General features: G+C 57.0%; 15 protein-coding genes. 6 read left to right on the forward strand and 9 right to left on the reverse strand.

What is annotated here, in order from left to right:
* The first annotated feature begins 9 nt into the window (after window positions 1-9).
* Genes G8764_RS17700 through G8764_RS17710 form a run of 3 tightly spaced genes read left to right on the forward strand, consistent with a single transcriptional unit; the run spans window position 10 to window position 2,584 of the window.
* Window positions 10-1,086 carry an aromatic ring-hydroxylating oxygenase subunit alpha gene (locus G8764_RS17700; RefSeq protein WP_166166100.1) on the forward strand — a complete coding sequence of 359 codons (1,077 nt, stop codon included), beginning with the start codon at window positions 10-12 and terminating at the stop codon, window positions 1,084-1,086.
* Window positions 1,087-1,123: 37 nt separating this feature from the next.
* Window positions 1,124-1,621 (forward strand): cupin domain-containing protein, encoded by a 498-nt coding sequence (locus G8764_RS17705; RefSeq protein WP_166166102.1) that lies wholly within the window; start codon window positions 1,124-1,126, stop codon window positions 1,619-1,621.
* Between the two features lie 27 nt (window positions 1,622-1,648).
* A complete protein-coding gene (locus G8764_RS17710) occupies window positions 1,649-2,584 on the forward strand; it encodes an NAD-dependent epimerase/dehydratase family protein (protein ID WP_166166104.1) in 936 nt (311 codons plus the stop codon).
* A gap of 19 nt (window positions 2,585-2,603) precedes the next feature.
* Here G8764_RS17710 and G8764_RS22830 read toward each other — a convergent pair whose 3' ends face one another.
* The 9 genes from G8764_RS22830 to G8764_RS17755 form a co-directional block, all read right to left on the reverse strand.
* On the reverse strand, window positions 2,604-4,637 hold the full coding sequence (locus G8764_RS22830) for a glycoside hydrolase family 32 protein (RefSeq protein WP_166166106.1): 2,034 nt from the start codon (window positions 4,635-4,637) through the stop codon (window positions 2,604-2,606).
* 24 nt (window positions 4,638-4,661) lie between these two features.
* Complete coding sequence (locus G8764_RS17720; protein WP_166166108.1) at window positions 4,662-5,999, reverse strand: sugar porter family MFS transporter; 1,338 nt, start codon at window positions 5,997-5,999, stop codon at window positions 4,662-4,664.
* 121 nt (window positions 6,000-6,120) lie between these two features.
* On the reverse strand, window positions 6,121-8,166 hold the full coding sequence (locus G8764_RS17725; protein ID WP_166166110.1) for a glycoside hydrolase family 97 protein: 2,046 nt from the start codon (window positions 8,164-8,166) through the stop codon (window positions 6,121-6,123).
* Between the two features lie 228 nt (window positions 8,167-8,394).
* Window positions 8,395-9,963: a sodium/sugar symporter gene (locus G8764_RS17730; RefSeq protein ID WP_166166112.1), complete on the reverse strand. Its 1,569-nt coding sequence runs from the start codon at window positions 9,961-9,963 to the stop codon at window positions 8,395-8,397.
* Between the two features lie 261 nt (window positions 9,964-10,224).
* Entirely contained in the window at window positions 10,225-11,733 is a 1,509-nt protein-coding gene (locus G8764_RS17735) for a tryptophan halogenase family protein (protein ID WP_243748882.1), read from the reverse strand.
* Between the two features lie 79 nt (window positions 11,734-11,812).
* Window positions 11,813-13,357: a putative 2OG-Fe(II) oxygenase gene (locus G8764_RS17740; protein WP_166166114.1), complete on the reverse strand. Its 1,545-nt coding sequence runs from the start codon at window positions 13,355-13,357 to the stop codon at window positions 11,813-11,815.
* A 390-nt stretch (window positions 13,358-13,747) separates the two neighbouring features.
* Window positions 13,748-16,231: a TonB-dependent receptor gene (locus G8764_RS17745; RefSeq protein ID WP_166166116.1), complete on the reverse strand. Its 2,484-nt coding sequence runs from the start codon at window positions 16,229-16,231 to the stop codon at window positions 13,748-13,750.
* A gap of 443 nt (window positions 16,232-16,674) precedes the next feature.
* Window positions 16,675-18,021, reverse strand: a complete 1,347-nt coding sequence (locus G8764_RS17750) for an alanine/glycine:cation symporter family protein (protein ID WP_341806416.1) — start codon at window positions 18,019-18,021, stop codon at window positions 16,675-16,677.
* A gap of 177 nt (window positions 18,022-18,198) precedes the next feature.
* Entirely contained in the window at window positions 18,199-19,461 is a 1,263-nt protein-coding gene (locus G8764_RS17755) for a 6-phosphofructokinase (protein ID WP_166166120.1), read from the reverse strand.
* A 229-nt stretch (window positions 19,462-19,690) separates the two neighbouring features.
* Between G8764_RS17755 and mpl the strand changes: the two genes are divergently transcribed.
* From mpl to G8764_RS17770, 3 genes are read left to right on the forward strand one after another with little or no spacing between them, the layout of a single operon-like run.
* Window positions 19,691-21,112, forward strand: coding sequence for a UDP-N-acetylmuramate:L-alanyl-gamma-D-glutamyl-meso-diaminopimelate ligase (gene mpl / locus G8764_RS17760; RefSeq protein ID WP_166166122.1), 1,422 nt, complete (start codon window positions 19,691-19,693; stop codon window positions 21,110-21,112).
* Window positions 21,109-21,723 carry a flavin prenyltransferase UbiX gene (locus G8764_RS17765; RefSeq protein WP_166166124.1) on the forward strand — a complete coding sequence of 205 codons (615 nt, stop codon included), beginning with the start codon at window positions 21,109-21,111 and terminating at the stop codon, window positions 21,721-21,723. The genes mpl and G8764_RS17765 overlap by 4 nt, the downstream gene beginning before the upstream one ends.
* A gap of 9 nt (window positions 21,724-21,732) precedes the next feature.
* A complete protein-coding gene (locus tag G8764_RS17770) occupies window positions 21,733-22,524 on the forward strand; it encodes a tyrosine-protein phosphatase (protein ID WP_243748883.1) in 792 nt (263 codons plus the stop codon).
* Window positions 22,525-22,603: the final 79 nt, after the last annotated feature.

Here is a 22,603-nt window from a genome sequence, read left to right on the forward strand (position 1 = left end):
ATAATAGTTATGAGCGTCAAATTACATATTCCCGGTGTCTGCGACCTGACCACCCAGAACAAGACTCCATTTCCGCTGAACCAGTGGTATGTAGCCGCACTCAGTACAGAGTTGGCGGATCAACCGCTGGCAAGAACCCTGCTAAATCATGCCGTGGTGTTGTTTCGCGATGCCAGCGGCAAAGTCTCGGCACTGGAAGACCGCTGTTGCCATCGCGCCTTACCCTTGTCCAGCGGTACCCTGGATGGGGGTGGTATTCGCTGTGGCTATCATGGCATGTTGTATGACGGTTCGGGGCAGTGTATAGAAGTGCCCGGGCAGGATGTTATTCCGCGCCGTGCAAAAGTGAAAAGTTTTTTTGTCGAGGAAAAAGACGGGCTGGTGTGGATATGGTTTGGTCAGGACGAACAGACTGAACCAGTAAGTTCTGCCCCCGATTACCCGGTGCATTCCAGCGGCGACTATATTTGGGGGGGGGGCGTCTACCATTATCGCGCACCCTATCAACTGATTCACGATAACCTTCTGGATTTAAGTCATCTGGGCTATGTGCATCTGCGCACCATCGGTGGTGATCCCGGTACGCACATGAACGCTGATATGAAAACAACTGCCGATGGCGATTGCGTAAGGGTGGTGCGTCACATGCGCGATTCCACGCCGCCCCCGACCTACGTTGCTGCCTATCCCTTCAAGGAAAAAATTGATCGTTGGCAGGAGATTGAGTTTTTGCCATCACACCTGAAGATCTGGACTGGCGGGGTGAACGCTGGAACAGAAGACCTGGACAACCCCGATCGGGGCGGATTTCATATGCGCGGCTTTCACGGAGTAACTCCTGAAACGGAAACGTCCGCTCACTACATCTGGACAATTGCCACCAATCCCCAGACAGACCCCGAAGGGACATTGAAAAAAGTGGTGGACCAAACTGCGCTGACTTTTGAAGAGGACAAGGTGGTAATCGAGAACCAGTACCAGAATATGCTCAAGTTTGGCGATCAGCCCATGGTCAGTATTCATGTGGATGCCGGCGCAAATCAGGCGCGTCGAATAATCGAAAAACTCAGAACGCAAGCAGAGTAAACCAAGCCTGAAAAAGGCGCGGTCAGGGGGGCCTGCAATGGCAAGAAAAGCAGTGCCGATTCGTCGTGTGGTCACAGGCCACGACGACAAGGGTCGCGCCGTATTTCGCTCGAAGGATGTGATCCAGCCTGAGACTATTCCCTCCGGTGATGCGGACTTCGCAACCCTCTGGAGCACGGCGCAAGTACCCGTGGACCTCAATGATGAGACCGACGGTCGCGACCGCGATGCGGGGCTTACGCTCAACGGTGGTTCAGTCATACGCGTGACCGATATGCTGCCGGGTGGCGAGTCACCGATGCACCGCACCAACAGCATCGACTACGGTATCATCCTGGCGGGAACCGTTGAACTGGAACTGGATGACGGGGTGGTGGAAACCTGCCGCGCCGGTGACGTGATCGTGCAGCGCGGCACCATTCACCTGTGGCGCAATCCGAGTAAAACCGAAACCTGCCGCATTATTTTCGTGCTGATCGAAGCCCGGGGGCCTTACCTGCACGATGGCCAACCGTTGGCAGAGTTGAAGCCCTGAAAATAAATCGATAACCCAGGTAACGCCATGCGCATAATCATTACCGGTGCCGGCGGTTTCCTCGGTCGCACACTGGTCGAGCAACTCGCAGACCACGATGTGGTGGCGTTGGACTCGGTCGCCGATGGCATTCCGAAACTCGCGCACGCTACGCCTGTCACGGGTGATTTGTGCGACGTCAATAGTTTGCAAGCCGCCATGGCGGATGGCTGCGACGCTGTAGTCCACCTGGCAACGGTACCCGGCGGCGCCGCTGAACAGAATCCGGATCTCGCCCGGCGCGTCAATATCGAAGCAACGATGGCATTGGCCGCAGCCGCGGCAGAGGCGGGCAAGCCGCCGCGATTCCTGTTCGCCAGCAGCATTGCGGTGTTTGGGAGTCCGTTGCCGGCCCGCGTCGACGACGCCACGCCGCTGGCGCCGACAATGCTCTATGGTGCCCACAAAGCGATGTTGGAACAGTGGCTCGCGACCTTGACGCGACGCGGGGCCCTGGATGCCCTTTCACTGCGGCTCTCGGGGGTAATCGCGAGGCCGAAAGGTCCATCGGGTATGAAATCGGCGTTCCTGAGCGACGTCTTTCACGCACTGTCCGCCGGCGAGTCATTCGTTATGCCGGTTTCCCCCAAGGCGACTACCTGGTTGACATCACTCGATTGCGCCGCGGCCAACTTCGCCCATGCACTAAGTGCTGATCTGGGCGAGGCTCCCGCAGACCGTGCGCTGACGCTGCCAACACTGAGAGTTCAAGTAGCCGACCTGGTCGCCGAGATCTGCCGCCAGACTGGCGCACCTATCGAAGCCGTTTCCTATGCCCCGGATGCTGCGCTGGAAGCGGGGTTCGGTGCGCTGCCGCCGGTGAGTACAATTGCAGCGGATAGACTCGGATTCACCCACGATGGTGACCTGCAACAACTGGTGCAGCGTGCGCTGGAGAACCTGAAGGCTGCGGCGGCGCTGTAATTTCCCCGCACTGCTGCCCCTATTTTTTACCCCAGATTGATTTGAGTGTGTACAGGTCGGCGGATTCCACCTCAACCTGGCCGTCGCTGCTCAGTTGCACGCTGGAATAGGGTTGAGTGGGGAAAACCTGAGCGGTCATGACCGTCTCGCCGGCGTTGATAAAGATCTCAACCGATGAGTGATCGACGAAGACTTGCAGCGACACCGCGCTGGCGTCGCCGACAATGGGCGCGGTCTGCACGCTGGCAAATGACTCGTCGAAATCCACCTTGCCCGATCGGGTTCGGTCCAGTTTGTACACACCCTGTTGCCGGTCAATGGTGAACAGGGTTTGATCCCCGGCCTCATTGGCCAGCGTCAGGGTTACAGCCGGAGACTGCAAGGTGTCCAGCGAAAGCAGGATTTCCATGGTTCCGTTAAGGCGGCGCAACTTCTTGCCCAGGTCCAGCACGCCGTCAAAGCTGAGGTTTTCGAGGCTGGTTTTACCCGCGCGCAGTTTTTCCAGCTCCCGCACTGGCTGGGAGTGCACCCTGAAGCTCTGATCGGACTGGTGTAGCGTCAGTTTCCGCGGAATGGTCATGGCACTGCGCCAGCGTTCCGTAGGGGTGGCGCCGCCATAGTCCCAGTTGCTCATCCAGCCGATAAACAGGCGCCGGCCATCTTCTGCCGGGATATCGGACCAGGTGACGCCGGCATAGTTGTCGGTGCCGTAATCGAGCCACAGTGCGGACTCCTGCCGGGGCATCGCCGCTTGCTTGGCAAACACGATATTATCGATGTGGGTGTGTCCCCAGCGGCCATCGGCCTGGTCTATAATCTCCAGCTGTGCCTGCTGGCCCTTGAATTCACTGACATCCCAGCTTGCAACTCGCATGCTCTGGGAATTGTTGCCCGCGGCACGGCGAACCACCTTCCCGTCTACCAGCAGGCGCATGCCCTGTTGGCTCTCGTCAGCACCGCCGCCCACGTAAAAGTTGATAAAGGGCTGCTTGATGGTAAAGGTTGTGGAGCGCAGCGAGCCGGTACCGGCACTGCCGCGGGCCTCGGTAGAGAGAAAGGATTTACCATGAATGGCGCTGTCCATGATGGTTGTTTCTATCATCTTCAGTTCTGTTGTGTCACCGGTTGCAGTCCAGCGTGACAGCGACTTTTCGAAATCCTCGAATGTTTTCCCCTTGGGGAAGGTCGCGGGCACGACCTTGAGGTTTTGCAGGCTGGGGTCGACCGTAAATTCCCGGCCGTCAAAATCACCAACAAAATACTGTGTTGCAGTGCCGCCGTTGGGGCCGCCGGCAACGATGCTGACCAGCAACAGGTATTTGCTTTTATCCGACCCGGCAATCGGAATTTCAATCAGGTCGGGGCATTCCCACACCCCTTCATGGACACCCCAATCCAGGCCAAAATCACTTTCAAACGTCCAGCTCTTCAGGTTCTTCGAGGAATAAAAGCTGATCCTGTTCTTGACCGCCAGCGACATGATCCATTTTTGCTCCTGCGCATACCAGAAAACCTTGGGGTCGCGGAAGTCCCGGTCGCCCTGGTTTTTTAAGACGGGGTTGTCTTCATACTTGGTCCAGGTGCGCCCGCGGTCCAGGCTATAGGCGACCCCTTGGGACTGGTAATCGCTGCCGCCAAAATCTTGTATCAGGTGGTTGTGGTAAGTATATATGGCCACCAACGGTGGATTGTCCTCTGTTCCAAACCCCGAGGAGTTATTCCAGTCCACCACGGCGCTGCCCGAAAAGATGGCGCCATGCCAGTCCGGGTAGATTGCCACGGGCAGGTGCTCCCAGTGCACCATATCGGTACTCACCGCGTGCCCCCAGTGCATCGGACCCCAGACATTGCTGTAGGGGTGGTACTGGTAGAACAGATGGTATTCGCCCTGGTAGTAGAACATACCGTTGGGGTCGTTCATCCACTTCTGCTCGGGAGTGAAATGAAACTGCGGCCGGTGGGGCTCCTGGTAGAGATCCGCCGGTTGTACTGGATTGGCCTGCGCTGCACCCGATAGCAGCAGCGCGGTGAGCATTATAAGAAGGGTTTTCATGCACAATACTCCTTATTCATGGAATTAGGATAGGTGATGTTCGTAGACGTCTTTGCCCAGGTCTTCCAGTGAGCGGCCTTTGGTTTCGGGCATCATAAACAACACAAACAGCAACTGCAGCACCATCATGCCGGTGAAAAAGGTGAATATACCGGTGGGCTCGAAGCGGCTGAGGAAGAACGGCATGACCAGGGTGATTACCGCCGCAAAAACCCAGTGGGTGCTGGCACCGAGCGATTGCCCGGTGGCGCGTACGCTGTTGGGAAAGATCTCGGCGATAAACACCCAGATTACAGCGCCCTGGCCGATGGCATGGGAAGCAATAAAGGTAAACACGAAGAACACAACCAAAAAGCCACCGGCGCCGCTGTGAAAGGCCCATGCCACCACTGACAGTGACCCGATATAGCCGATGGAGCCGATCAACATCAGGGTCTTGCGCCCTAAGTTGTCGATCAGGTACAGCCCCAGCATGGTAAACACCAGGTTGGTAACACCGATACCGGCGCTGGACAGCAGGGCTGAACTGGCATCCAGGCCGGCGAGTTCGAACACCCGCGGCGCAAAGTAGAGAATAAAATTAATCCCGGACAACTGATTGAAAGCGGCAATCAGGAATGCCAATAAAATGGGAAACGCATAGATCCTGTTATACAGATGGTCCTTTTTGTGCTGCTGGGCATCGGCCTGGATCCTGGCCACCACGGTGTCTACGTTCTCGGTTTCACCCACGGCCTCGCCGATCTGCTGCAGCACGGCCCGACCGCCTTCAATGTCATTTTTGCGGCGGATAAGCCAGCGCGGGCTTTCCGGCACACCCAGCACCATCAACAGGAAAAGGGCCGCGGGAATAACCTCTATGCCCAGCATGATCCGCCAGTTCAGGCCAACCAATTCTGCAATGAGGTAATTGGAGAGAAAGGCAACCAGGATGCCGAACACGATCTGGAACTGATAGGTGGCCACCAGCCGGCCGCGAATTCTGGCCGGGGCGATCTCCGAGATATAGGCCGGTACCGCAATGGACGAGGCGCCCACGCCGAGCCCGCCCAGAAAGCGAAAGAAAGAAAAGGTATAGGGATCCGGCGCAATTGCGGAAACCAGCGCAGAGACCAGGTAGAGTGCACCGACGCCGATCAAGGTTTTTTTGCGGCCCAGCGCATCGCAGAAAATACCACCTGCAAGTGCGCCGATCACAGTGCCCCACAAGGCAGAGGACATAATAAAAGCGCCGTGAAACAACGGGCTGGTCTGCCACAATTGCTGGATTGGTTTGTCCGCCCCGGAGATTACCGCGGTATCAAAGCCAAACAGAAAGCCGGCAACGGCGACAGTAAGTGACCAATATACGACTTTGTTCATGTCTCCCCCAAGAAATTACTTATTTTCAGGTTGCGCCGTGGGTCGTTTGGCGACCCGCCATTGCTTGCCATTGCGCACAATTATTATTGCTGCTCCGCAGGATCAACAACTTTCTGCGCTACTACTTTGGTGTCAGGCGCGCTGTCCAACCACCGGCTGCGGTTAGGCTGGCCTTGATTTGTGTCTTGGCGGTTACATCTAAAGTAACCTTTTTATAGTCTTCGGCCCAGCGGTCGGCGTTGATGCCGTCCTGGAACGCCACCATTTCATAATTGCCTGCGCCAAGAAAGGACAGGTCAATATCCAGCTCGCGCGCGTTCTCATCTGTCATGGCGCCGATAAACCAGTGGGCACCCTTGCGCCGGGCGAGTGCAATGTAGTCACCAATACTGCCATGTAACACTCGGGTTTCATCCCAAACTGACGGTACGGCAGCCATAAACTCGGTGCACTCGTGCTCGCGTCGGTAGTTACTGGGAGAATCAGCGAGCATTTGCAGTGGACTTTCGAACACCGTTAGCATCGCCATCTGGTGTACGCGGGTAGTCTGGCTCATGGGGCGTTCGAAGCGCTGGGCGAAATCCTGAGCGTCACCGGCATTGGGGTCGACAGGTTTAAAGGTGGCCGGGCCGTGGGCATTGGACATGGCGCCGGGAGTGTAGTCCATGGGGCCTGCAACCATGCGAATAAACGGCAGGGTCACATTGTGCTCAGGAGTACTAAGCAAACTCCACTTGTTCCATTCCAGGCCGCGAACACCTTCACGAGAGATTACGTTGGGATAGGTACGGCGCAGGCCGGCCGGTTTGTAGGAACCATGGAAATCCACCAGCAGCTTGCGCTTGGCAGCTTCCTCGGCGATCTTCCAATAGAAATTTACCATTTCCTGATCGTCGCGCTGAAAAAAGTCAGGCTTGATACCCACCGCCCCGAGCTCCGCAAAGCGATCCATGGCGGCGTCGAACTGGTCGCGCAGGGTCATCCATGAGGTCCATAAAATAATCTCAACGCCTTTAGATTTGGCGTGGGCGATCAGTGCCGGTACATCCATATTGGGAAGCGAGCCCAGCAGGTCTCCCAGCGGGTACCAGCCTTCGTCGAGTATTACATATTCAATGCCGTAATCGGCAGCGAAGTCAATGTAATACATGTAGGTTTCGGTATTAACGCCGGCCTTGAAATCAACACCATAGAGATTGTTGGCGTTGTACCAGTCCCAGGCAACTTTACCGGGCTTTATCCAACTGGTGTCGCCGATCCGGTTGGGTACTGCGAGCTGGTAGGACAACTGGTTGTTGATCAGGTCGCCATCCTGCCTCGCGATAGCGAGAATGCGCCAGGGGTATTTGCGGTTGCCGCTGGTTTTTGCCAGGTAGTTGGCGCGCTTGGTAATTGGTTCGTTGCGGTCCGGGCCAGGACCCTCGCCCTGCAGTGTCTGCTTTTGCAATGGGAAGGTAGGCAGGGTACCAACCAGACGGTCCTTGCCATTGCCAAGCAGCCACAGGCCTGCATAATCTTGCAGTGATGACTCTGTGATCAGCAGTTTTATTCCCGCCGTGCTCACCAAGGCCGGTGTGCTGGCCAATTTTTTCTTGCCGATATCAGCCAGTGGCTGGTAGATATAGGCGCGCTCGTTATGTGAATAGAAGTCTTCTTCTTCAGGGTAGTAAACGTGGCTGTCCTGACTAAATACTAACTCCACCAGCTCGGAATTGACGGTGACTTCACCCGGCAGAGTGGTTACGTAGCGATACGCGACGCCGTTATCGTAGGCACGGAAAACCACCGAGTACTGGTTATCAAATACCAATGTCATCTCGTTGAAATGATCGCGAATAGTGGCAGATTTAACTCGTACTTCCGGTTGCAGTATCTGGTCCACGTTACGGCGCTTGACCTCTAGCACCTTGGGCGAGTGCTGCAAGTCCAGCTTTTTATCGATCTGCAATGACAGTTTTGACGGCTTCAACACCTGCTTGCCATCCACGGCAACGCTGTAGCTGACAACCTTGTTGACTTCGACCACAATCCGGATGGTACCATCGGGCGATATCAGCGATAGCTCATCCTCGTTATCGGCAACGGCAAGATGGCTGAGGAATACCAGCAGGCAGCTAAAAAAAAGTTGCCCAGCGCTTCGATTGAGAAACTCTATTGGAATGTTCATTTTATTTTCTCCGTTATTGGTTTTTACTTTATTGGTGTTAACGTTAGTTGTGAGGTTGGAGTTGTTTATTGCGATCGCGGTAGTGCTGCTCAGCGGAGGTTTGCCGTAATCTCTCTGCGGCCTGTTCGGTGGGATAAAATAACATCAGCTGCTCGCCTCCGGAGTTATTGCTCGATTCGATTGCTTCCCATGTCCCGCTCGGCACACCAGTAGCGTTCTGCCGCGGACTTACCACCAGGCAATATAAAACGCTGCCAGAATCAGCAGTACTGCCAGCGACGAGATATTGAAGCCGGCAGAGGTGCTGAAATCAAAGTCACTCAAGCGAATGGCTTTCGGGTGATCTCCACCTTTTTCGTACAGTGTCACCGCAATGGCCGCCGCGGCCGACAACAGAAACGCCAGCCCCATGCGATCGAGAAACGGCACCTGGTCCAGCCAGAGCTTAAATGCCAGTGAAAATACGACCGACACTACGGCAGCCGTCAGCGCCGAGTGTGCAGTTGCCTTGCGCCAGAACAGGCCGAACAGGAATATCACCAGGATCCCGGGGGTGAAGAAGCCGGTGAACTCCTGAATGTACTGGAACGCCTGGTCGAGGTCGCCAAGCAGCGGCCGGGCGACCAGCATAGCCACGATCAGCGCGACCAGGCTGGCGCACCGGCCAATCAGTACCAGCCTTTTTTCACTGACATCCAAATGATGAAATGTCGACCGATAGATATCCATGGTGAAGATCGTGGAGATACTATTGGTCATGGAGCTCAACGATGAAACAATGGCGGCAATCAGGGCCGCGAATGTCAGGCCAAACAGCCCTGAGGGCAGAAGTTTCATCATTTCCGGGTAGGCCTTGTCAGACACGTCCAGGTTGGGCACCAGCAGAAACGCTGCGATGCCGGGGATCACAACGATAAAAGGCATAAACAGCTTCAGGAAGGCAGCGAAGGCGATACCTTTCTGGGCTTCCTTCAAGCTCTTGGCCGCCAGTGCCCGCTGGGTAATGTACTGGTTGAAGCCCCAGTAGGAAAACTGCGCGATCCAGAGGCCGCCGACCAGCACCGAGATGCCAGGCAGATCCATATAGCGGGGATGATCGCTGGCCAGAATCATGTCAAATTTTTCAGGCGCGGCGTCGAGTAAATAGGTAAAGCCGGCGATGACTCCAGCACCATCACTGAGTTTATCCAGCGACAGCACGGTCACTGCAATACCGCCGACGATAAGAATTGCGACCTGGATAATATCGGTATAGGCCACGGCCTTAAGACCGCCGTACAGTGAGTAAGCCAGCGATAGTCCGGCCAGGAACAGCATGCCGTAAACCATTTCAACGCCGGCGACGATCTCAATTGTGAGCGCACCGAGATACAAAACCGAGGTCAGATTAACAAAGACGTAGACCCCGAGCCAAAAAAAAGCCAGCAACACCCGCACTCGGTGGTCGAAGCGTTTTTCCAAAAACTCCGGCATGGTGTAGATGTTTTTTTCTAGGTAAATAGGAATGAAATATTTGCCGATCAGTAACAGCGCTATAGCCGCAGTCCACTCATAAGAGGCAATGGCGAGCCCGATGGCATAACCGGAGCCGGTCATGCCGATAATTTGCTCAGCTGAAATGTTGGCGGCAATTAGCGAAGCGCCTATGGCCCACCACGGCAGTGAGCGACCGGCGAGGAAGTAATCCTCCGACCCTTTCTGGTGACCCTTTTTTTCCCGTGAAACCAGGCTGGCAATGGTTACCAGGCCGATGCAATAAGCTGCCACCACTGTGATATCGAGCACCGCGAGTTGCATTGGTGTTCTCCCGTTATTTTTATTTTATTTGTTCCGCCGGGCCGATCGCAGGGTTGCGCTGGTAGCGTGGCGGCCATACTTATAGAAGCGCTGTTAAGAAATTTTGTTATGAAAATATTGAGGGACTCGAGTTCACTGTAGGGCAATCGCAATCGTTTTGCAACCGATTGCAGAATAAATTACAAATGCACTGTCACAGCAGTATAGCCAGGCATTGGGCCCGCTCGAATACTCAAGCGAAGGGGCGGCAAAGCCCGGGATTCAATCGAGCGCTTTGCAATATTTATCAATGTACTGTTGATGGGTTGGAAGATTCTGTGCCGCTGCGGCCATCGCCGCACGTAACTTGTTGAGCCAGGCGGCGGCATCAACGTTACGGTAACGCAGCAGCGGATCGGAGCGCTGCGGCAGGTTGAGTTGACCAATGTGCACCGCGAGCCAGCTGGCATTACCAAACAGATCCATTTCACCGGGGATAAGGCGGCCGTAGCGACGGAAGTGTTCAATTTTGTGCTGCAGTGTGTCGGGAATTTCCATATTGGCGCAATAGCGCCACAACTCGCTGTCGTCACGCTCGGTGAGGTGGTAATGCAGGATCAGGAAGTCGCGAATACGCTCATACTCATTGATCGCAATACGGTTGTATTCATCGATCACAACGGCATCAAAGTCCCGGTCAGGGAACAGCGCCAACAGTTTCGCTATGCCGGCCTGAATAAGATGGATGCTGGTGGATTCCAGCGGCTCCATAAAGCCGCTGGACAGGCCGATGGCGATGACATTCTTGTTCCAAAACTGGTTGCGGCGGCCGGTGACGAAGCGCAGCATCCGCGGCTCCGCCAGCGGCTTGCCGTCAAGGTTATCCAGCAGGATCGCACGGGCGTCATCATCTGCCATAAAATTACTGCTGAACACATGGCCATTGCCGGTGCGGTGTTGCAGCGGAATACGCCACTGCCAGCCAGCAACGTGAGCTGTAGAGCGAGTGTAAGGGGTAAACTCACCGCGCTCGGAGGGCACCGCCCAGGCGCGATCACAGGGTAACCAATGGGTCCAATCCTGGTAGCCGGTTTTGAGTGCTTCCTCAATCAACAAGCCGCGAAAACCGGAGCAGTCGATAAACAGGTCGGCGGCGAGTTCGCGGCCACCCGCCAATTGCACACTCTCCACAAAACCGCTGCTGGCGTCCAGGTTGACGTTAGTAACCTTGCCTTCGATGCGCTCTACCCGGCGCTGCTCCGAGTATTTGCGCAGGTATCGGGCGTACAGACCGGCATCAAAGTGATAGGCGTATTCGTAGGTCGATAGTACATTGCGGGGATCCGGCGTGGGTGGTGCAAACCGACCCGCGGACCCGGCCGCCCAGGCCATACAATATTCATCGAGGCTTGCCGCCTGCCTCTGGGCACGTGCCTGTTGCCAGAACTGATGCATTGGCACGGTATCGAATTGACGCCCATAAGTGCCAAAGGGGTGGAAATAGCGGTGTCCCTGGCGCCCCCAGTTGACAAACTGTATGCCCAGCTTGAACGAACCTTTGGTGTGGCGGACAAAATCGTTTTCGTCGATACCCAGTGACTGATTGTAGACTCTGATTGGCGGAATAGTTGCCTCACCCACTCCCACCGTGCCAATATCATCTGACTCTACCAAAGTAATCTTACAGCCCTGCTGCAGGGCATTGCTCAGTGATGCAGCTGTCATCCAGCCGGCAGTACCGCCACCAACAATGACAATACTGCGAATTTGTCGATCATTCTCGTGCATCATGCCTAACCTCATTTTATGTTTGTATTTATGCAGTGGTATTGAATTGTACGGCTGTCTTCATGGTTACGGCCGAGCTGAACTACACGGCCCTGTTGGAGGCGGCAGTGATGCTCGGCGCTAGCGCGGACTGCGGCGCGCGAACGTCGAAGGCTACCACCAAACGCTCACCGTCATTAAAGGGCACAGTAGAATGCCACATAGTTGACGGGAACAATACCAGCCGCCCCGCCTTGGGTTCTTGCTGTGCCGTGGGCGACAGCGCCAGCTTGAGTTCAGCTGGTGGTGTACCAAATTGCAACCAGCCAGCCGGTGCGGCTCCCATTGACGTAGCTGGCGGCAGCGCAACATAAAACGCGGAACTGATCCAACCCAGCGGGTGAGTGTGAGAGACATTAAAACCCTGTGCTTGCAGACGCACCGACCAGCTGCCAGAAAAATGTATCCGTCCGCGTCGCAGATCGCCACGCTCAACGCCTAGCAATGGATGCCCGGGAATGGGGGATGGCAGTTGCTCGACATAAGTCCTCACAGCGGCTTGAATTCGAGATTTCAAGGCCCGTAGAATCGGCTCGTGACGCAGGAAAAGATTCTGGTCGGTCTGGGTTCCGCCGCGCACCGACTGCTCAGCAAACGGCGAACGGGCGGTGTGCAACTTGCGCAGCAGGTCGGCCAGGCGATTCAGTTCGCCGTCGGCAAATTGCAAATCGACGGCCGCGACATGGGGCGGGGAGCCATCCAGCCATTGCGCGGCCTGGGGGATACCCTGCAAGCGCCAGATAAGCGCCAGATAAGGCCAAAAAACATTCTCCGCTGGCGTAGCAATGCGCGGCCTGGCTGTGGCCTCGGCAATATCGAGATCGCCCTTGCGCAGGCTGTAACGAACCAGTGCCATGTCCCGCATCACGTCATCGATTGACGCCGTCGCTGCAAACAACTGTGCCGCCTTCAGCTCATCGCCGGACTCACTGGCAATAAACAGGCGCGCCAACTGCAACTGCGGATGAGTGCCGAAAATTCGCTCACCCTGGTCAATAATGCGGCCGGCAGCGCTCCAGTCACGGGTCTGCGCCACGCTCCTAAACCACTCCATACGCAGGGCGAGGTTGGCGGGCTGCGCCTCACAAGCGGCGCTGAAAGAATCTGCAAAATGCTCACTGTCACCACCAGTAAAGCGTAAACGCGCCAGCAACTTGTGGCCTGCCAGCCAGTCCGGATGCTGTTTGAGCCTTGACATCAGTACGGTTTCGGCGGCGTCTGACTGCTGTTCAGTGGCCAGCGCCAGGGCGTAACCGCGCTGCGCATTAAGGTCGTCGGGTTGCAATTGCAGGACCCGTCGGAACGGTTCCAGGGCTGGCAAGCCAGCAAGCAAACTGCTCTGCGCCAGCGCCATGGCGGTAGCGGCATCCCCCGGATCCAGTGCTGCGGCCCTGGTCAGGGCGACGACCGCCTCGGGCTCCAATTGCTCCTCGTGACAGGCAAAACCCAGCAGTTTCCAGGCGCCACTGTGGTTGGGAGTTCTGCGGGTGATATCCTGCAGCTTGGCCATCGCCAGATCGGCGCGTCCTCGCTCCATGGCGCGCTGCGCGGATTGTAATCGTTTGTGGTTGTTAAACTTCTTTGACATCGATCTATTCTAACACTGATTCACAATAGCCAGCGCGATTGGCCGGTAGCCGGAGTTACTCCCGCGCCGCTTCCATTTTTAGCACTGCTCCGCGGTCACTTTTTTCCACGGCCAAGTGTATCAATATGTCGAAAACGCAGAAATATCGGGCCGTGTGCGATCCATTTACAGGATCAATATGTCGGCATTTGCCTGGCAACGAAGCATTCACTGTTGTGCAAAGACATCAAGGTAATTATTTGCCAGCAGCGGACGGGCCCTGGCCAGGAAAGGTTAATGCTCCTGCCTTGAGCAGAAAAAAGGTGGCAATGTCTGCACATTGCCACCAAGGTAGAACAGGTGGGTTCTCGTAGCAGGCGCTACGAGAAACTCCTCCAACTGCAGAACGCCTTAGAACAGTACCTTAATAGAGGCACGGGTGGTTCGGCCCAACGTCGGCGCGCCGGAGATAAATGCCGGGCTGATCGAGCTGTCCCTGACACTACCGGCACCACGGATGTCATAATCGTCGAGCAAGTTGTATACCTGCAAGCCAAACTCCAGGTTTTCAGTGAGTTTGTAACTGGCGTTGGCCCCCCAGGTTTCTCCGCCCTCGTACTCGATTAGGTCGTTGCCCAAAGTATCCGTTTGGCCGGTGACGTTGACACCAAAGCTGAACTGTTCATTGACCTCATAGCCCGCTGAGATGGTATAGGTCAGGTCTGGAATACTGGGCGCACGACTGAAACCGCCTTCGCCCGCCAGCTTTCTCTCCGCATCAGAGTAGGTTGCGTTGCCGGTGAGTGACAAACCTTCCCAGAAGTAATTAGCCAACAGCTCGAAACCCTGCGACTCGTACTCGGCGTCAATGATACAGCCGCCAGCACCGCCGGGGCAGTTGGTGGCAGACAATTCAAAGGTACTCTGGGTAAAGTCGCCCTTCAGCAAGGTCAGCTCGACACTGTAGAGTCCTGAGCCGATCTCACCCTGGTTTTTGATACCAATCTCCAGCTGATTGACAAAGTCAACGGCGGCCACTTGGCCTGCCCGGTTAAGTGAACCATCAGCGTTGATCTTGCCGCTCACGGTTTGCCGGTCACTGTTGAAGCGACCGCCTTCCGAAGCGCGTGCAAATACGCTGAAGTTGTCGTTCACTTTCCAGAGGCCACCCACCGTCCAGGACTCATAGGTCTCTTCATAATCGAGATTTTCCCTGGTGCCGTTGGGGATCAAGGTCTCAATGCCGACGGTAATGTTGTCGCCGTTAAGATCCTGGGTGACCACGTCAGTGCGGAAGGGGTCGCCACCGGCCACGGTCCAGCCGGAAGCGTCCACTTTCTCCCAGCGGTAGCCGACGTCGACGGTGAACAGATCGTTTTCATAATCCAGCACCAGGTAGGGCGCTGTATTGACGTAGCCAAGATCATAATCGCGGGCACAACAATCGCCCCAGTTGTTATTGAAGCCGGCGACACCGTTGGCGGTCAGTTTGTTGCCCGCGTCATCAAACAAATCCAGCGTGGCCGGATTGTCGCCACTGACTTCCTTGTAGACCCTGTTTGGGTGCCAGTCCGCGGCAATGGACTGGTCCATGTAGAAATAACCAGCGCGCACTTTCAGGTCGCCGTCGCCGATGGTGTACTCCCCGGTCAGGACCAGGTCGTTGACAAAACTGCCAACGTCGCGAATATCGGTAAAAATACTGACATCGGTGTTGATATAGGGGTTGTCGTAAACCATTCCGGCATTGGGACCATTGGCATAACGAATTTCATCAACGGTGTCGCCAAAGCTGTTAATTGTCGAGCCAATTACGTCAGACGTCAGCCCTGGAGAGAAGAAGGGCGCGGCAAAGGAGCCGCTCATATCTGTCCAGCGGAATTTATTGTCGAGCTTGAGATTGTCGTCGAACTCATAACTCAATTCGTGCCCAAACGCGACCGTCTCGGTGGAAATGCCGTTCATATTGACACGCTTGAAATCGCCGTTTTTGTCGACGATGGTCATTTCCTGATGGTGAATGGAGTAGTTGGATTCTTCCCTGCCATCAAAACCGCTAAACTCCTTGACACTTTTCACGGATTTGCCGTCAAATTTGCCCCGACCCGGCGCGCCGGTATAGTTTAGCTCCTCGGTATCAGCAACCTTGATATGAAAGCGCATGTAACCCTTGTTATCGTCAAAGTGCTTGGTCAGGTTACCTTTTATTTGAAAGCTGTTACTAGCTCCGTAAGCGACATCGAGTGGGCCGTCGCCATTGCGAATAAATCCGCCAACGTGATAGTTGACACTGTCACTGACCGGTCCACCGTAGCGAAAATCTATCTTGTTTTCGTCAAAACCAAGGCCGGTGGAGAGTTGGACATGGCCACCTTCTTCCTCGCCGTAATTACTGACGTAGTTAATTATGGCGCCGGGGGATTGAGAGGAATAGACGCCGGCTGTTCCGCCGCGAATGCCTTCGACCTTGGCCGTTGATGGATCAAATCGGGTCCAGTAATCATTGTTGCCAAACTGGATATCACCGAACAGCACCGTAGGCAATCCGTCTTCCTGGATCTGGACGAAGGGCGAGCCACCGGTTGCCACCGGCAGGCCGCGCACGGCGATGTTTGAGTTGCCGCCGGGACCCGCAGTACCGGCTACTTGAATACCCGGAATCATACGGAAGACTTCCGCCTCGGAGCTGGGCTGGAACTTCGAAATCATATCGGAGTTGACGGCTGTTACTGCGACCGAGGATTCAAGCTGATTTCTGCCGCCAGCAGCGGCAGTGACAACAACTTCCTCCAGCATTCCTTCTGCGTGTACATACAGGTTCGGTGATGCGATAGCTACTGCCAGCGCCAGCGCGTTTTTACTGAAGCGAAAGCTGCGAGTGGTGGTGTTGGGCATACTTACTCTATTTGATTTGCTCACTAGGAGACCCTCTTATTTTTTTAAAATGTGAGTTCAAAGTTATGATTGTTAACAGCAATTACCCGTCTGTATAACTGGGTAATTACTTCTACTGCCTGACAGTTAAGTTGATGTTTTGAGACAAATTAACTGTCGTCCTCGTAAACCCGGTGAAACTTCATGGGGAGCCGGGAGTTACGCGAGCTTGTACGGGCTACGCCGATGGCGAATTACCCACAAGCCACTTCCAGCACCAACTAAAGCAGAGTGTTTATTGTAACTATTTAGCTGTTGCTGCAATCGGTTGCAGGGCGAGATTAGCATGGCCCCTTGGCAAATGCAACCGGTTAACATCGTTGCAAGTTCACTCTATGCCGAGCCGGGCGCACTGCCGGTTGTGGAATCAAAGCATCCCCCGTGCATTGGTCTCTACCGGGCTATCACCGCGCCGCGCCGGCAAAGTAGGCGCGGGTGAGCTTGAACACCACCGGGCTGAGCAGTACCAGGGCGATCAGGTTGGGCACCGCCATCAAGGCGTTGAGGGTGTCGGCAATCAGCCAGATCAAATTCAGGCTGACCCCGGCACCCACTGGTATCGACAGAATCCAGAGGATGCGAAACGGGACAATGGCCTTGACCCCAAACAGGAATTCGGCGCAGCGCTCACCGTAAAACGACCAGCCCAGGATGGTGGTAAAGGCGAAGATAGCGAGGGCGATGGCCACCACATAGTTGCCGAAATTGGGCAGCGCTTCGGCAAATGCCAGCGAGGTCAGTGCCGCCCCGGACTCCCCGGACATCCAGGCGCCGGAGGTGATAATCACCAGCCCGGTAATGGTGCAGATGATCAGCGTGTCGATAAACGTGCCGAGCATCGCCACCATGCCCTGCTTGATGGGGTCTCTGGTTTGCGCGGCAGCGTGGGCGATGGGGGCGGAGCCCAGCCCGGCTTCATTGGAGAATATGCCCCGTGCCACACCGAAGCGAATGGCGGCCCAGACCGCGGCGCCGGCAAAGCCGCCCTCCGCGGCGATCGGGGTAAAGGCGTGGCTAAAGACCAGTTCGAGGGCGTGGGGAATGGCGGCGCTGTTGAGGGCCAGCACCACCAGCCCGGCGCTGATATAAGCGATGGCCATAAAGGGCACCAGGGCGCTGGCCACATGACCGATACGGCGGATGCCGCCGATCAGGACCGCGCCGGCCAGTAGCATAATAACAATACCGGTGAGCCAGACGTTGATGCCAAAATTCGCCTCCAGCACGTCGGCCACGGAATTGGCCTGCACGGTATTGCCGATGCCAAACGCGGCTACCGTGCCGAAGCCGGCGAACAGTATCCCGAGCCAGGCCCAATTTTTACCGAGCCCGTTTTTGATGTAGTACATGGGCCCGCCGACGTGGTTGCCCTGTTCATCCACTTCCCGGTAGTTTACCGCCAGCACTGCCTCCGCGTATTTGGTGGCCATGCCCACCAGCGCCGTGCACCACATCCAGAACAGTGCGCCGGGCCCGCCCAGGAAGACTGCGGTGGCCACCCCGGCGATATTGCCAGTGCCCACCGTGGCCGAGAGTGCGGTCATCAGGGCCTGAAACGGCGAGATCTCGCCCTCCCGTTGCTCGCTGCTGGCAACTTTGCGACCACCGAACAAGAGCCGAAAGCCGGTGCCGATATTCAGCAGTGGCATCAGCCGCAGGCCGATCATCAGGTAGAGCCCGACTCCGAGGATCAGGACCAGCATCAGCGGCCCCCACACAATGCCGTTGACGGTTCCGATAAAGTTGCTGATTGCTGTCATGGGCGCAGTTCCCGCTCAGGAGTGGACAGTGGGAGTCTGGCGCCCGCTAATGGGGCGCCGGTGAGGATAGGGGCAATAGCGGTGTGCTTGGGCGGAATAATCGTAATGTCCCTGGGCTGCTGGCTGATATCCGGAAAAATTCTACCCGGAAAAACTTACTGCATGTTGCTACAGAGTAAAACTGTTTTTTAACACTTTTGGCAGCATAACCTTTTTCAGGCGCGCGTATTGGGGCATACCTTTCTTGTAGGGGGGGTAGTCCTCGCCCTGGACCAGGGGCTCAAAATAGCTGCGGGCCTTGTCAGTAATGCCAAAGCCGTCGGCGCTGATAAAATCCCGCGGCATCATCTTTTCAACATTGGCAACGTCTTCCAGCGGCGCCTCCTTGATCGACCAGCTGTATTTTTTACCGCTGCCGCGAATGATCGCCGGCATAATCGCATTTTTACCCGCCAGCGCCATTTCCACCGCCGCCTTGCCCACGGCATAGGCCTGCTCCACATCGGTGGCGGAGGCAATGTGGCGGGCAGCGCGCTGCAAATAATCCGCCAGCGCCCAGTGGTACTTGTAGCCCAGTTCGGTCTTGATCATCTGCGCCAGGGTGGGGGCGACACCGCCGAGTTGGGTGTGGCCAAAGGCATCGACGCTGCCGGCGTCGGCCAGGAAGCGGCCGTCGGCATAGCGGGCGCCCTCCGAGGCGACTATGGCGCAGTAGCCGTAGCGCTCGACACTCTCCTTTACCTTGGCCAGAAACCGTGGCTTATCAAAGGCAATTTCCGGGAACAGGATAATCTGCGGCGCATCGCCTTCCTGCTCGGCGGCCAGGCCCCCGGCCCCGGCAATCCAGCCGGCGTGGCGGCCCATGACTTCCAGGATAAACACCTTGGTGGAACTCTCGCACATGGAGGCGACATCGAGGCCCGCCTCCTTGATGGACACCGCCACGTACTTGGCCACGGAGCCAAACCCGGGGCAGTTGTCGGTTATGGGCAGGTCGTTGTCGACCGTCTTGGGGATATGGATGGCCTGGATCGGGTAACCCATGGTCTCCGATAACTGCGATACCTTGAGGCAGGTGTCGGCGCTGTCGCCACCGCCGTTGTAGAAAAAGTAGCCGATGTTGTGGGCCTGGAACACTTCGATCAGGCGTTCGTATTCCGCCCGGCTCTGTTCCACGCTTTTCAACTTGTAGCGGCAGGAGCCGAAGGCCCCGGAAGGGGTGTGGCGCAGGGCGGCGATGGTGGTGGGGGTTTCCTTGCTGGTATCAATCAGCTCTTCCCGCAAGGCACCGATAATGCCGTTGTGGCCGGCGTAGACCTTGCCGATGCGGTCCTTGTGCTGGCGGGCAGTTTCAATGACGCCGCAAGCGGAGGCGTTGATGACGGCGGTAACGCCGCCGGACTGGGCGTAAAATACGTTCTTTTTTGCCATGGGTGTCGGGCCTTGTTGTTCGGGGTAGGGGGGCTGGTTGGGGTGAGTCGTTGGGGGAGAATGATACGCCAGCGGCGCAAAAATTTCATGGCCGGTGGCAAGTCGTTGGCCGGGTGGCGTCTTTTTATGGCGTCGCCCGGGCCCCAGGCTGTTGCCCGGGGCGCAAACGGTTGGCACGCTTCCGCCGCTGCGTGCTAAGCTCTTGCGCAAACAGTCAGTACGGGTCGTTATGCACATTCATATTCTAGGTATTTGCGGTACATTTATGGGCAGCCTGGCCCAGCTGGCCAAGGAGTTGGGGCATGAGGTCACCGGCTCCGACGCCAACGTTTACCCCCCCATGAGTACCCAGCTGGAAGCCGCCGGCATTACCCTGATCGAGGGGTTTGATCCGGCCCAATTACAGCCCGAGCCAGACCTGGTGATTATCGGTAACGCCATGAGCCGCGGTAATCCGGTGGTGGAGGCGCTGCTCAATAAGGGCTTGCGCTACACCTCCGGGCCCCAGTGGCTGTGTGACCACCTGCTGCAGGGTCGCTGGGTGCTGGCCGCGGCGGGAACCCACGGCAAGACCACAACCGCCAGTATGCTGGCCTGGATTCTCGAGTACGCGGGCATGAAGCCCGGCTACCTGATCGGCGGGGTGCCGAAAAATTTCGGCAAGTCCGCCAGCCTCGGGGACAGCGTTTTCTTTGTGGTGGAAGCCGATGAATACGACAGCGCGTTTTTCGACAAGCGCTCGAAATTTGTCCACTACCGGCCCAACACTTTGATTATGAACAACCTGGAGTATGACCACGCGGATATCTTCCCCGACCTGGCCGCCATCCAGACCCAGTTTCACCACTTGCTGCGCACGGTGCCCGGCAACGGCCTGGTTATTTTGCCGGATAATGAGCCGGCCCTGGAAGAAGTGCTGGAGCGCGGCTGCTGGACGCCGGTTGAGCGCACCAGTGTGCATGGCGACGCCAACCCGGCGGGCGCTGAGTGGCAGATCAAACTGACCAGCGCCGACGCCTCCAGCTTCGAGGTCTTGCAGGGCGGGGCCGCAATCGGCACGGTGGCCTGGTCCCATACCGGCTTGCACAACGCCCGCAACGGAGTGGCGGCCATTGCCGCTGCGCGCAATGTGGGGGTGAGGCCCGCCCTGGCGGCGAAAGCCCTGGGGCAATTCGAAGGGGTCAAGCGGCGCATGGAGCTGATCGGTGAGGTGGACGGGGTGCGGGTCTACGATGACTTCGCCCATCATCCCACCGCCATCGCCACCACCCTGGAAGGGCTGCGGGCGCGGGTGGGCGACGAGCGCATCGTGGCGCTGATCGAGCCCCGTTCCAATACCATGCGCATGGGGGTGCACTCCGATACCCTGGCACAATCCACCGCCGCGGCTGACGCGGTAATCTGGTACCAGCCCCAGGGTATGCAGTGGAACCTGGAGCAGGTCATTGGCCAGAGTCCGGTGCCGGCCAGCCTGGCAAGCAGTATCGACGCGATGATCAGCGCCAGTTTGGCGCAATTGCAAGGCAATACTCATGTGGTCATTATGTCCAACGGCGGCTTCGGTGGTATTCACAGCAAGCTGATGGCTGCCATCCGCCAGTCACCAGATCCTGGTGACCAACCAACCCGGAGCAGCGAGGCAGGGCAATGAGCCAATACCAGCAAACCATAACCCTGGCTATGACCGGCGCCTCCGGCGCGCCCTACGGCTTGCGCCTGCTGCAGTGTTTGCTGGCGGCGGATTGCCGGGTGTATCTGCTGCTGTCGCGGGCGGCGGAGATTGTCATCAGCACGGAAACCAATATCGACCTGCCAGAAGAGCTGGAGGACCAGCAGGCTTTTCTGGCCGCCCGCTACGGTGCCGGCGACGAGCAGCTTATACTATTGGAGCGGGAGGACTGGTTTTCACCGGTGGCCTCCGGCTCCAGTTCGCCCACTACCACGGTGATCTGCCCCGCCAGTGGCGGCTGCCTTTCGGCCATTGCCGCCGGGGCCAGCAACAACCTGGTGGAGCGGGCCGCGGATGTGGCGCTGAAAGAACGGCGCAAACTGATCCTGGTGCCGCGGGAGGCGCCCTATTCGGAAATTCACCTGGAAAATATGCTCAAGCTGACACGCATGGGCGCCATTATCATTCCCGCCAGCCCGGGTTTTTACCACCGTCCGCGGGTGATCGAGGACCTGGTGGATTTTGTGGTGGGGCGAATTCTGGACCAGTGCGGTATCGAGCAGGACATCATGCCGCGCTGGGGCGAAGATTGAGGTAGAGCAATGTACGAACAGTTTATGGCGGCGTCGCGAGTGGTGCCGCTGGAAGGCGGGATTAATTTTCGCGACCTGGGAGGCTATCCCGCTGCGGATGGTCGCCAGGTCAAGTGGCGCAAGATTTTCCGCTGTGGCCACCTGGCGAACCTGACCGAGCAGGACCTGGACGTGCTGGAGTATCTGCGGGTCACCGAGGTGCACGATTTTCGCCGCCGGCAAGAGCAGCAGTTGACACCCAGCCGCCCGCTGCGGGCCAACTTTAACAACGACTACGAAATGCACATCGGCAGCATGGCGAAATTTTGGGAGTACCTGACCACCGAGCGGCTCAACGCCCATAAGTCCCACGAGCTGGTGGTCGGCTCCTATCGTAACTGTGCCGAGGAGGTGGCGCCCCATTACCGTCGCCTGTTTGCCGCGCTGCTGGCCAATCGAGATAACGCCAGCCTGTTTCACTGTGCCGCCGGCAAGGATCGCACCGGCCTCGCGGCGGCCCTGATCCTGTCCGCCCTCGGCGTGCCCCGGGAGGTGATTATCGAGGACTACTTGCTCACCCTGCAGTACTATGACACCAAACCGTTACTGGCGCGGATTGAAGCCCACCTGCGCGAGGCCGGGGTGGAACAGTGGGAACCGGAGTGGTTAAAGCCCTACTGCGAAGTGCACCAGGACAATATCGAGGCGTTCTTTGCCGGGGTTGAAGCCGGTTACGGCTCGGTGGATCGCTATCTGGAGACTCTTATCGGCCTCCGCCCGGAGCTAAGGCTGCAATTGCAGCAGGCCTACCTGGACGTTTAGCTTTTTTGCACCGTATAGTCTTTGCTCGCGCTTTCCCCCATAATAGCGCACTCGAATTATCGCCGTTAACGGGCGCGCA

Origin of the sequence: Pseudomaricurvus alcaniphilus, from assembly GCF_011440395.1 — a bacterium.
GTDB classification, from domain to species: Bacteria; Pseudomonadota; Gammaproteobacteria; order Pseudomonadales; family Cellvibrionaceae; genus Pseudomaricurvus; species Pseudomaricurvus alcaniphilus.